Source organism: Gracilibacillus marinus, assembly GCF_042651725.1.
GTDB lineage: Bacteria > Bacillota > Bacilli > Bacillales > Amphibacillaceae > Gracilibacillus > Gracilibacillus marinus.
The window spans coordinates 101,132-114,305 of record NZ_JBHSDV010000003.1 but is presented as its reverse complement, the minus strand read 5'-3'; the positions used below and the strand labels follow the sequence as shown (position 1 = coordinate 114,305).

11 protein-coding genes are annotated in these 13,174 nt (G+C 34.8%); 2 read left to right on the top strand and 9 right to left on the bottom strand.

What is annotated here, in order from left to right:
* Window positions 1–39 precede the first annotated feature (39 nt).
* On the top strand, window positions 40–468 hold the full coding sequence (locus ACFOZ1_RS10750; protein WP_390199189.1) for a YslB family protein: 429 nt from the start codon (window positions 40–42) through the stop codon (window positions 466–468).
* A 96-nt stretch (window positions 469–564) separates the two neighbouring features.
* Here ACFOZ1_RS10750 and uvrC read toward each other — a convergent pair whose 3' ends face one another.
* The 7 genes from uvrC to zapA form a co-directional block, all read right to left on the bottom strand.
* Window positions 565–2,355, bottom strand: coding sequence for an excinuclease ABC subunit UvrC (gene uvrC / locus ACFOZ1_RS10745; RefSeq protein ID WP_390199187.1), 1,791 nt, complete (start codon window positions 2,353–2,355; stop codon window positions 565–567).
* 95 nt (window positions 2,356–2,450) lie between these two features.
* A complete protein-coding gene (trxA, locus tag ACFOZ1_RS10740; RefSeq protein WP_390199185.1) occupies window positions 2,451–2,765 on the bottom strand; it encodes a thioredoxin in 315 nt (104 codons plus the stop codon).
* Window positions 2,766–3,020: 255 nt separating this feature from the next.
* Window positions 3,021–3,428 (bottom strand): DUF350 domain-containing protein, encoded by a 408-nt coding sequence (locus ACFOZ1_RS10735; protein WP_390199184.1) that lies wholly within the window; start codon window positions 3,426–3,428, stop codon window positions 3,021–3,023.
* A 15-nt stretch (window positions 3,429–3,443) separates the two neighbouring features.
* On the bottom strand, window positions 3,444–5,792 hold the full coding sequence (locus tag ACFOZ1_RS10730; RefSeq protein ID WP_390199182.1) for an endonuclease MutS2: 2,349 nt from the start codon (window positions 5,790–5,792) through the stop codon (window positions 3,444–3,446).
* Window positions 5,793–5,814: 22 nt separating this feature from the next.
* Window positions 5,815–7,536 (bottom strand): DNA polymerase/3'-5' exonuclease PolX, encoded by a 1,722-nt coding sequence (gene polX, locus ACFOZ1_RS10725; RefSeq protein WP_390199180.1) that lies wholly within the window; start codon window positions 7,534–7,536, stop codon window positions 5,815–5,817.
* Between the two features lie 77 nt (window positions 7,537–7,613).
* Entirely contained in the window at window positions 7,614–8,159 is a 546-nt protein-coding gene (locus ACFOZ1_RS10720) for a CvpA family protein (RefSeq protein WP_390199178.1), read from the bottom strand.
* A 7-nt stretch (window positions 8,160–8,166) separates the two neighbouring features.
* Window positions 8,167–8,427, bottom strand: a complete 261-nt coding sequence (gene zapA / locus ACFOZ1_RS10715) for a cell division protein ZapA (protein WP_390199176.1) — start codon at window positions 8,425–8,427, stop codon at window positions 8,167–8,169.
* A gap of 240 nt (window positions 8,428–8,667) precedes the next feature.
* On the opposite strand from zapA, the gene rnhC reads away from it, so the two are divergent.
* Window positions 8,668–9,585 (top strand): ribonuclease HIII, encoded by a 918-nt coding sequence (rnhC, locus tag ACFOZ1_RS10710; protein WP_390199174.1) that lies wholly within the window; start codon window positions 8,668–8,670, stop codon window positions 9,583–9,585.
* A 39-nt stretch (window positions 9,586–9,624) separates the two neighbouring features.
* Here the strand turns inward: rnhC and pheT are convergent, their stop codons facing one another.
* Both pheT and pheS read right to left on the bottom strand, forming a co-directional pair.
* Window positions 9,625–12,051: a phenylalanine--tRNA ligase subunit beta gene (pheT, locus tag ACFOZ1_RS10705; protein WP_390199172.1), complete on the bottom strand. Its 2,427-nt coding sequence runs from the start codon at window positions 12,049–12,051 to the stop codon at window positions 9,625–9,627.
* A 13-nt stretch (window positions 12,052–12,064) separates the two neighbouring features.
* A complete protein-coding gene (gene pheS / locus ACFOZ1_RS10700) occupies window positions 12,065–13,099 on the bottom strand; it encodes a phenylalanine--tRNA ligase subunit alpha (RefSeq protein WP_390199171.1) in 1,035 nt (344 codons plus the stop codon).
* Window positions 13,100–13,174: the final 75 nt, after the last annotated feature.

Here is a 13,174-nt window from a genome sequence, read left to right as displayed (position 1 = left end):
GAATAGATGCTTTTTTTACAGTAAGAGAGGGGAACAATCTTGACAGATAAACATACAAATATCGCAACAATTATTGCTAATTTACATATTACAGGTAGCGGTTATGACCTTCTACGCTATATTGGCCTCCCTGACATGTTAGGTAAAGATAAAGACTTAATTCTATATGTACTAGGTAAAAATCTTGCAGCGAAAAGTGATTGGGTCAATCAAGAGGAAGTGATTGAATTTTTTAGACATGTTGGATGGGGAGAACTTGTTTTGGTAAAGGAAAAAAGACGCGGGTATATTTTCGAGCTTAATGGCGATGTCGTCTTAGCACGGTTAGAGACGATAGAAGATATTGAATTTCGTTTAGAAGCTGGTTTTCTTGCGTATGTGATGGAACAACTTACAGGTAAATTATGTGAATGTATCGCTGAAATAAAAAAGGACACCGTTACTTTTCAAGTGATGTATAGCGAATGAGGATAGAGATATATACAATTACGCTCCTAAGAGAATAATCCGAACTAGTCAATTAGTTCGGATTATTTTTGCTTTCTGAAATTTGAAATCCTATTCTCACGTTTCTGATTCCTTTTGCTTATTTAATTGTTTTATAATATTATTAGCAACATTTTCAGGAATACCTAATTTTGTAATGTCTTCAATGGTAGCTTGCTTAATTTCTGTAAGTGATTTAAAGTGTGTCAATAACAATTTCTTGCGTTGTGCTCCAACACCTTCTATATGATCAAGCTCTGATCGAAAAGCACTTTTTCCTCGTAATTGTCTATGAAATGTAATGGCAAAACGATGGACTTCATCCTGAATGCGTTGGATTAAATAAAATTCCTGTGAACGGCGATCCAAATCTACCACTTGAACTGGATTACCATATAACAATTCACTTGTGCGGTGTTTATCATCTTTAGCTAAGCCACATAACGGGATATCTAATCCTAATTCGTTCTCTAATACATCGATAGCTGCAGACATTTGTCCTTTTGCACCATCAACAACTATAAGATCGGGTAAAGGAGCATTTTCTTTTAACAAACGAGAATACCTTCTTCTTATTACTTCTCTCATTGTCTCGTAATCATCTGGACCTTCGACATGTTTAATTTTATATTTTCTGTATTCTTTTTTAGCTGGTTTGCCATCTATAAATACGACCATTGCAGAGACTGGATCTGTTCCTTGTATATTCGAATTGTCAAATGCCTCAATCCGATATGGTGTCTCAATATGCAGTTTCTCGCCTAATTGTTCCATTGCTCTAATTGTTCGATCTTCATCCCGCTCAATTAAACTGAACTTCTCTTGCAAAGCAATATCCGCATTCTTTTTGGCTAATGCGACTAATTCCTTCTTTTGCCCTCGCATTGGAATATGGACATCTACTTCTAACAATTCTTTCAACAATTGAATATCTGTCGGAATTGGAACAAGAATTTGTTTTGGTTTAGGATGGTGATGATGTAAGTAAAAACTACCAATAAAACTTAAAAATGTTTCCTCAGGATCATCAAAGAATGGAAACATTGATACATCACGTTCAATTAATTTACCTTGGCGAACAAAGAATACTTGCACACACATCCAACCTTTATCATAGCTGTAGCCAAATACATCTCGATCCACTTGATCTGTTAGTGTCATTTTTTGCTTTTCCATTACTGCTTCAATATGTTGAATTAAATCACGTAATTCTTTTGCGCGTTCAAAATTTAATTGTTCTGAAGCTGCATACATTTTTTCTGTTAATTGATCTTTAATTTTTTTATGTCCACCATTTAAGAAACTACTGATTTCTTGCACGATTTGAGCATACTCTTCTATCGATAAGGTATCTTCCGCACATGCATAGCATTGTTTCATGTGATAATACAAACAATGTCTTCCTTTTGGATTATTACATTTCCTTAGTGGATATAATCGATCAAGCAACTTTTTCGTTTCTCTTGCTGCAATGACATTCGGATATGGACCAAAGTACTTCCCCTTGTCTTTCTTCACTTTTCTTGTAATGAGTAATCGAGGATGTCGTTCATTTGTAATTTTTAAAAAAGGGTAAGATTTGTCATCTTTTAATAACACATTATACCGTGGATCATATTTCTTAATTAAATTCATTTCCAAAATTAATGCTTCAATCTCAGAACTTGTAACAATATATTCAAAGTCGCGAATTTCTCTCACAAGCCTTTGTGTTTTTTGATCATTCGCTCCAATAAAATAGGATCGCACTCGATTTCTTAATTTTTTTGATTTTCCTACATAAATAACCGTTCCATTTTTGTCTTTCATTAAGTAACAACCTGGTTGCATCGGTAAGACTTCTAATTTTTGTTGTATATATTCATTCACTTATACCACCTCAACAGTAACCATACTTCACATTGTTCTAATAAAAAGTAAATCCCTCACTATAGTATAGCACTATAGTGAGGGATTAGGCTTTATTAAGCATGTTTATTGATTAATTCTTCTAATGCTTCTTTAGGTTGGTATCCTACAACTTGTTCAACGATTTCTCCGTCTTTGAATAACAATAATGTCGGGATACTCATTACACCGAATTTTCCTGCAGTTTCTTGATTGTCATCTACATCAAGCTTAACTACTTTTACTTTGTTTCCTAATTCTGCATCTATTTCTTCTAGCACAGGCGCGATCATTTTACAAGGTCCACACCATGTTGCCCAAAAGTCAGCCAAAACTAATCCTTCACTTGTTTCTGTCGCAAATGTTTGATCTGTTGCATTTACAATTGCCATTTTATTTCCTCCTTCAACATTCCAATATTCTTACTCAGTATACCATTTCTTTAGAAATAGTTACTACTAGTTTGCTTATGGTGCTCTAATTTCATTCTATATATTATGGATACCCTCATTTTTAGTCACACAAACTTCTCTATTTTATAGATACCATCCACTATACTGTCATTACAAAATATATTCCTACAGCAAAAAAGATAACAGCAATCCCAATAAGTACATATGCTAGTGTTTTCAATTATTACACTCCTCTTAACCTATGCTTGAACCAATAACAAAAGATAAACCAACAGAAATAATCATCGATATAAATCCAACTGCACGATTATCATTTGCGATCTCTTTATCAATTTTATATGTTGGTGTAAGAAATTCAAAAATAAAATAGCCTAATAATAACAAAATAAAACCAAAGCCACCCCAAGTGATACTTTCTAAAATAGTATCATTATGCTCAATGGAATAACGAAATATGTTGGCAATCCCAAAAATCTTACCACCTGTTGCCATCGCTACACTCATATTGCCACGCTTAATCTCATCCCAATTCTTGTAGGATGTAACTAATTCAAATATCACTAAAAACACAACTAAACATAAGATTGCTACACTATATCGAGCAGCAGTCTCGACAAATGTATTACTCCAAAAAGCAGTCATCCCTATATCGCCCCTTTACTTTAACTCAAATACTGTGACTCCAGATCCACCTTCTGCCATTGTACCGTCACGGCTCTCTGCAATTCTTGAGTGTTTACGTGCATAATCTCGAACACCTTTACGCAATGCCCCTGTCCCTTTTCCATGGATGATAGAAACATGATTATATCCTGCAAGCAATGCATCATCCATATATTTCTCTAATCGTTGTAACGCATCTTCATATCGTTCTCCGCGTAAGTCTAATTCTGGCTTGACATGATAGTTCGAACCTCTTACTGTTGCGAGTGGTTTTTCTACTACTTTTTCTTCTCTTCTTATAAACAACAAGTCTTTTCTTTTTGCCTTTAATTTCATAATACCAACTTGAATTTGAAATTCATTCTTACCTGTCTGTTCAAGGATTGTTCCTTTTTGATCTAATGTTAATAAACGAACTTCATCCCCAACTTTTAATTGTTTTGCTTTTTCTTCATCAAATGTCGCTTGTTGCTTCTTCTCTTTTTTAGAAAGCTCTGGTCGTGCATCTTGCAATAACTTTTTCGCTTCAATCCACTCATGTTCTTTCCATTCTGCTTCTGTTTGCATATTACGTAATTCATTCACAATAATTTCTGCTTCTTCTTTCGCTTTAGCGACAGCTTTCTCTGCTTTCTCTTCTGCCTTTTTGTATAAATTCTCACGTTTTTGTTCGAATTTAGTCCATTCCATTTCGATTTCTTTTTTTAACTTTTCTGCTTCTTCGAGAATTTTTGCTGCTTCATCATAATCTGTCTCTGCTTGTTTCCTAGATGTTTCAAGTGATGCTATCATATTTTCTACACTTTTTGAATCTGTGCCTATATGTGACTTCGCTTCAAGAATGATCTCTTCTTGTAGTCCGAGTCGTTTGGAAATCTCGAATGCATTACTTCTACCTGGTACACCAATTAGCAAACGATAGGTTGGTTTTAGTGTTTGGACATCGAACTCTACAGATGCGTTCACGACACCTTCTCTATTGTATCCATATGCTTTTAATTCGGGATAGTGTGTTGTTGCAATTACACGTGCACCTTTTGCAATTACAAAGTCTAATATCGACATTGCGAGTGCTGCACCTTCTTGAGGATCTGTCCCTGCTCCAAGCTCATCAAATAAGATGAGTGACTGGTCATCAAAGTTTTCTAATATATTTACAATATTAGTCATATGTGAGGAGAAGGTACTTAAACTCTGTTCAATCGATTGTTCATCACCGATATCTGCATATACATTAGAAAAGACAGCTAATTCGCATCCATCCAATGCAGGGACCTGTAAGCCAGATTGTGCCATTAATGTACATAACCCAACCATTTTCAATGTAACTGTTTTACCACCTGTGTTCGGTCCTGTAATCACTATTGCTGTATAGGAATCTCCTAGTTCTACATCATTAGCTATTACTTCATCTGATTCAATGAGTGGATGTCTTGCTTGCTTCATTTTAATTCTACCAGAGTTGTTCATCTTTGGTTTGCTTGCTTTCATCTGATGGCTCAATTTTGCCCGCGCAAAAATAAAATCTAGTTTTGCTAGTGCTTCTGCATTCTGAATTAATACTACTTCATCTTCTGCAACGCGAATGGATAATTCTTTAAGAATCCGCTCTATTTCACGCTTCTCATCAACTTTAGCTTGTGACAATTGATTATTTAATTCTACAACAGATTGTGGTTCCATGAATAACGTTTGGCCAGAAGCTGATTGGTCGTGTACAATCCCACCAATTGCTTGGCGATATTCTTGTTTCACTGGTAGAACGTATCGATCATTTCTAATCGTAATAATGGAATCGGATAACATTTTTGCTTTTGTTCTCGTGACATTTTCTAATCGATCTCTAATTTTATTTTCATTAGTTCTAATTTTTGTTCTAAGTCCTCTAAGTTTCTCTGAGGCTCCGTCCATCATGTAACCATTCTCATCAATACAGCTCTTAATTTCTCTTTCCAAATCATTTAATGGCATTATTTCATTGGTAATTGATAAGATGATAGGTAAATGTAAATCATCTATTCTTTCAATAAATAGTTTTAGTTGCTTACCACCATATATTGTACTTGCTATAGCTAAACATTCTTGCGTGCTTAAAACACCACCAATTGCAGCTCTTTTTACATGTGGTTTGATATTAGAAATACCACCTAAAGGTACGTTACCTTTTAAGCGAATAATATGATACGCTTCATCTGTTTCTTCTTGTAACTGAACTACTTCATCATAATCAACAGAAGGGGTAAGTGCTCGTGCTTTCTCTACACCAAGGGATGAAGCTGCTTGTGTGATAAGTTGTTCTTTGATTTTGTTAAATTCCAATACTTTAAAAATTCGAGAATTCATCTTCTCCCACTCCTTGTTGTTTTTATTTTTTCAGGTTGTTTACATAATCAATAACTTGTTCTGTCGTCCAACTATTCACAACAGTTGCCTGGTCTAATCCTGCTCGTCTCGCTGTGCCGCATCCGATTGGCATATCTTCAAGCATATCGAAATTATGTGCATCCGTATTAATTGCAATTTTTACACCTTTTTCTTTTGCAATACGTAACCATTTTGCAGCTAAATCTAAACGATTAGGATTCGCATTCAATTCAAGTATTGTATTGGTTCGATGTGCTTGTTCAATTAACCATTCGACATCCACATCGTATCCTTCTCTTCTACCTAACAATCTACCCGTTGGATGTGCAATCATATGGACATATGGATTTTCTAATGCTTTTAACAAACGCATATGAATCGTATCTCGATCTTGTTGGAAACTCGAATGGATAGATGCAATTACAAAGTCCATATGTTGTAAAAAATCATCAGAAAAATCTAATGAACCATCTGGTAATATATCCATTTCTACTCCTTTAAAAATATGAATAGATGGATATTTTTCATTTATCTCATCAATTTCTTTTGCCTGTTTACGCAATCGTTCTTCATTCAATCCATTCGCAACTTTTAAGAATTTAGAATGATCTGTTATTGCGATATAATCATACCCTTTTTCTATTGCTCGATTGACCATTTCTTCTACTGATTGTGCACCATCACTCCATGTTGTGTGCATATGCAAATCACCATGGATATCTGAATTTTTAAGTAAATGAATCTCGTCTTTTGCTTGGTCTAATTCATGATTTCCTTCACGTAATTCTGGTGGAATGAAATGCAACCCAAAGCTCTTGAAAAAAGATGCTTCATCTTCAAATGTAGTTATTTCTCCTGTCTCGATATCTTCAACGCCATATTCACTTATTTTTTTCCCTTGTGATTTGGCTAATTGTCTCATTTGTACATTATGGTCTTTGGAACCAGTAAAATGGTGCAATGTTGTTGGAAATTCTTTATCTGTTACAAGACGAAAATCAATACTAATATCATATTGATGATGGATTGTAATGGAAACTTTCGTATCACCTTGTGCAATGGTGTCAATGATTCCATCCATTTTTAGCAATTTATCTTTTACAATAGCTGGCTGATCTGTGGAGAGAATAAAATCTAGATCTTTTACAGTCTCTCTATGACGGCGCATACTTCCTGCAATAGAAAAACGTATCACTTCCTCGATGGATTGTACATATGTCTCAATTTGTTCGACAACAGGTAGCACAGTTGCAATTGGTAATCGTTCAGGTCGTTCATTTACTTTTGATAGTGCATCTAATATTTTTTCTTCTGTCTTCTTCCCAAAACCTTTTAAATCTTGAAGCTTACCTTGTTCACATGCTTCTTTTAATGAATCACTATCTGTAATATTTAATTCTTTGTATAATTTGGCTAATTTTTTTCCACCTAGTCCTTGCACAGACAATAACGGAATCAACCCTTCAGGCACTTCCTTCTCCAATTGTTGTAAAGTAGAAGACGCACCTTTTTCCATATATTCCACAATTACTGCTGCTGTCCCTTTACCAACACCCTGAAGTGTGGTAAAGTCTTCCATTGCACTTAGAGAACGTTCATCTTTTTCTATTGCTTGCGCTGCTTTTCTGTATGCAGATATCTTAAATGGATTTTCACCTTTTAATTCCATATATGTTGCGATTTTTTCTAGTAATTTGATAATATCTTTTTTATTTACCGTCATATCGATACCTTCTTTCTATCGTACAAATACCCTTGCTATACATGGTTGCAAGGGTATTGTTTCACATATTATTTGTATTATGAACGAATGTCATTCGCAAACCAAATATCATACACTTTCTCTGATAGGATAGGCGTATGTTCAATCATATATGTAGCGAGTGACGAAGCATCAATCCATGCTTGAACTTGTGGTACTGGTGCTAATGCAATAATATAGAGAATGACAAAAATAACAAGATACACTTCTATGAATCCTAATATTGCACCTAACCATGTGTTCACAATATTTAATAATGGCAAATTAGCAACAAAGTCTAACATTGTCGCAATAATTTGTAATACTATTTTTGTCACAAAAAATAATGCACCAAAAGCAATGGCATTGTAATATGCTGTTTCCAGTGGTAAAGAATCAAGGAATACTGCCCATGAACTATCTGAAGACATTTCAGGATATGGAATCCACAATTCTAATTTTGGGGCGATATCTTTGTAATAAAGTGAGGCTACAATAAATGCAATAATAAAACTTGTTAGATGCAGAAATTGCAATATTAAACCCCTTTTCATTCCTACAAAAAAACCAATAATGAAAAAAAACAAAATAGCTAAAGTTACCATCTTAATCTTATTCCTCTTTCTCCTCTAGAAGATTTTGTAATACTTCAAACTCTTCCTTTAATTTTATGTAATCGTTCATTGTGTTCACAGCTGTAAGTACTGCTAAACTCGTAGTATCTAATGATTTATTAAATTGGTGAATCTCTTTCATTTTCTCATCTACTAAACTAGCAACACGCTTCACATGTTCTGATGATTCTTCACCAACCACATTATAAGATCTTCCATATATTTGAACTGTTGTTCTTACTTTATTCGGTTGGGTCACCTTCATACCCCCTACAAATTCTATTCACTTATCTGATTATACTATGATTTTATTTGAGAATATAGTAAAACCTATATTTTATCATGATGTGTAGACAATGTAACTTTAGAAGTTTCAAACAAAACCAAGCGATTGATTGAAGTCTCACTATATATTAACATGAACAAGCTGATTAGAAAACTATTCCGATATGATGAACTCTGTTATAATTACAGAAGACTATAAAAAGGAGCGGTCCGATTGTCCAATATTGTTATACAAATGAATCAGAGTGATCTATCCAAATTACATCAACATTATGAACGTGCCATCGTAAAAAAACCAGCAAATGCACTTTTTTTAGCAAAAGTAAATCAGACAACCATTACAGCATATAAATCGGGAAAAGTAATGTTTCAAGGACAACATGCAGAAACAGAAGCTAGTAAGTGGAGCACAACTTTACCTAATAAGACCTCGACTAATACAGTTAACGATCACGCATATGCTCCTACAAAATCTTTATTTCATACTTCCCATATTGGAACAGACGAAGCAGGAACGGGAGATTACTTTGGACCAATCACAGTGAGTGCTGTGTACGTACCAGATAATAAAATAGAAGAGTTAAAACAATTAGGGATTACGGATTCCAAGACATTAACAGATGATAACATTGCACGTTTAGCAAAAAAATTAGTAAAATTACGCATTCCTTATACGTTGTTAACATTAAACAACAAAAAATACAATCAACTTCAAAAAAAGGGATGGAATCAAGGTAAGATGAAAGCAATGCTTCATCATCATGCAATAGAGAAACTTATTGCAAAAATTGGGATGCATGCACCTATATTAATCGATCAATTCTGTCAACCTAGTGTTTACTCAAAGTATATCCATACAGAAAACATGCAATTACATGAAAACACTTATTTTATGACGAAAGCGGAAAGCCACTCCACCTCTGTAGCTGCTGCTTCGATTATAGCTAGAGCTAAATTTGTGAAAGAGATGGACCTTCTCTCAAGTAAATTAGGAATCACTGTTCCGAAGGGCGCTTCTAGCAAAGTAGATGAAACATGTGCGTATTTAATTAAAAAACACGGAATGACTATTTTAGAAGATGTTGCAAAAGTTCATTTTGCTAATACAGAAAAGGCAAAAAAATATATATAAAAAACGAACGGTGCTAAGACAGCCCGTTCGTTTTTTTCTTTAACCTCTTAATTGTGCATCAAATTGTTCTTTCACTGCTTCTAAAATGGCATGATAAGATGCTTCTACTTCTTCATCTGTTAATGTTCTTTCAGGGTCTTGGTAGAACAAGCTAAAGGCAATGGATTTCTTACCTTCTTCTAAATGTTCTCCTTGATACACGTCAAATACTTGAATATCCTTTACTAATTCTCCACCTGCGTCTTTTATCACTGCTTGAACTTCTCCTGCTTTCACATCTTGATCTAGCACTAAAGCAATATCTCTAGTAGTACTTGGATATCTAGGTATGACAGAGAAACTAGGTTCATTTTCGTGAATATCTAATAGATATGCGAAGTCGATATCGAAAACATATGTTTCTTTTAATCCATATGACTTTTGAACACCAGGATGAACTTGCCCGACAAATCCAATAGGACGCTCACCAATGAATAATTGAGCCGTACGTCCAGGATGCATGCCATCTATTTTTGCTTGCTTATATGTGACATCTAATTTCAATGATGTGAATAAAGCTTCTACAATACCTTTTACAACAAAGAAATCTACAGCTTTCTTCTCTTGTTGCCATGCATGTGAAAGCCATTGTCCTGTAATCGCACCAGCTAAACGTGTTGTCTCAATTGGCTGTTTCGTCACTTTTTCTTCTTTTGAGATAAAAATACTACCAAGTTCATAATAAGCAACATCTGTTTGTTTACGTGCTAAGTTATAGCCGACAGCATGTAACATCTCAGGAAGAATACTTACACGTAAAGTACTGTGTTCTTCACTCATTGGCATTGCTAATGATACTGTTGAAACGAACTCTTCTTTGACTTCAGGACTAATGAATTGTGTTGCTCGTTCTTTACTAGTCAAAGAATAAGTGACTGTTTCCGCTAACCCTATTCCTTCTAATAAATGTTTCACATGGCGCTTTAATGCTTGTTTTTTCGTTAAACCACCTGCTTGGCTACCGCCTTTTGGTAATGTAAAAGGTAAATTATCATAGCCATAAATTCGAGCAACTTCCTCTACCATATCTTCAAATATAACGATATCTTGTCTGCGTGTTGGTGCATGAACAGTAAAAGTTTCCCCATCTTGTTCATAGTTAAAATTTAATTTGCGTAAAATATCTGCAATTTCCTCATTTGAAATTGATGTACCTAATCTATTATTGATTTCAGATGTCCAAATTGTTACATGTTTTTCTGATTTATCTAATTGATCAAATTCTACTGCACCAGATAAAATTGTTGCGTTCGCATATTGTTCTAATAACTGACATGCACGTACTCCCGCTTCTCTGACACGATTCGGATCTACACCTTTTTCAAAACGCGTACTAGCTTCACTTCTTAAATCAAATTGTTTCGATGTTTTACGAACAACTTGGCCATCAAAATAAGCAGCTTCGATTAATACATTCGTTGTCTCGGAAGATACTTCTGAATCTGCTCCACCCATTACTCCAGCTAAAGCAACAGGAATACTGCCATTCGTAATGACAAGATTGTCTTTCGATAACTTTCTTTCTTGATCATCTAAAGTTGTTAATACTTCCCCGTCTTTTGCCATTCTTACAATAACTTCATTAGATCCGAACTTATCCAAATCAAATGCATGTAATGGTTGACCATATTCTAATAAAACATAATTGGTTATATCGACTACATTATTAATTGGTCGAATACCAGCTGCCATTAAATAGTTTCTCATCCATAATGGAGATGACCCAATTTGGACATCTTTTGCTATAAATGCGCCATAATAAGGATTCACGTCTGGTGTTTCCACTTTTACTGATAGGATGTCTTCTGCTACCTCATTTGCTGTTCTAACAGATGTTTGAGGCAAACGAATTGGAACATCTAGTATTGCTGCAACTTCATATGCTACACCTAACATACTAAGCGCATCTGAACGATTCGGAGTTAACCCTAATTCCATGATTAAATCATCTAAGTTTAATAATGAAGTAACATCTGCTCCAATTTCTACATCTGCTGGAAAAACAAAGATACCTGAAGCATATTCCTTTTCAATATATTTTTCAGCGACACCTAATTCTTGTAAGGAGCAAATCATCCCATTCGATTCTACGCCACGCAACTTAGCTTTTTTAATTTTAAAATTACCTGGAAGAACTGCACCCGGTTTCGCCACTGCTACTTTTTGACCTTTTGCAATGTTTGGTGCACCACATATAATTTGAAGTGTTTCTTGCCCTACATTTACTTGACATAGATTTAACTTGTCCGCATTTGGGTGTTTCTCGCAACTTTCCACATATCCTACTACTACGTTCGTAGCTTGTGCGGCAAATTGTTCTATTCCTTCTACTTCAATACCAGATTTAGTAATTCGTTCAGCTAATTCTTCTGGCGTTAATGTATCTATATCTACGTAATTTTTTAACCAATTTAAAGAAACTAACATCGTTTATTCCTCCTTATGCTTGATGATATTGTTTTAAGAATCGAACATCATTTGTATAGAAATGGCGAATATCATCCACACCATATTTCAACATTGCAATACGCTCTGGCCCCATACCGAATGCAAAGCCACTGTATACTTTTGGATCAAAACCAGCCATTTCTAATACACGTGGATGTACCATACCAGCACCAAGAATTTCAATCCAGCCAGTGCGTTTACATACATTACAACCCTCTCCATTACAAACTTTACATGAGATATCCATTTCTACTGATGGCTCTGTAAAAGGGAAGAAACTTGGGCGTAATCGTATTTCTCTGTCTTCACCAAACATGTGCTTAGCAAAACGATCAAGTACACCCTTCAAATCACTCATTCGAACATTTTTGTCTACATATAATCCTTCAATTTGTGTGAATTGATGGGAATGTGTCGCATCATCTGTATCACGTCTAAATACTTTACCAGGGCAAATCATTTTAACTGGTTGCTTTTTTTCCATTCCGTTCATTGTACGTGCTTGTACTGGTGATGTGTGTGTACGTAACAGTAAATCTTCTGTAATATAGAAAGAATCTTGCATATCTCTTGCCGGATGTCCTTTTGGTAAATTCAATGCTTCGAAATTGTAATAGTCTGTTTCTACTTCTGGACCTTCTCGAACTTCAAATCCTAAACCGATAAACAAATCTTCAATTTCTTCAACAATTTTTGTTAATAAATGAGGCCCACCAACATTTACTGGACGCCCAGGCAATGTCACATCAATTTGTTCATTTTCTAATTGTTTTTCTAATTGTGCAGCCTCAATTGTAGCTTTCTTTGAATCAATCGCTTCTGAAATATTCCCACGTACTTTGTTCGCTAACTCACCAATTATCGGACGTTCTTCAGGAGACAATTTCCCCATTCCCCTTAACACTTCTGTAATCGGACCTTTTTTACCTAAATAAGCTACACGTACATCTTGTAACTCTTGTAGAGACTGTGCTATTTCTACTTTTGTCAATGCTTCTTGTTCTAGAACTTGTAATTGTTCTTTCATTCCATTAACCTCCTTATTCATTTATCCCATTATCATTTTCTGTGACAATCGATTTACATTAAAGTACAACAAAAA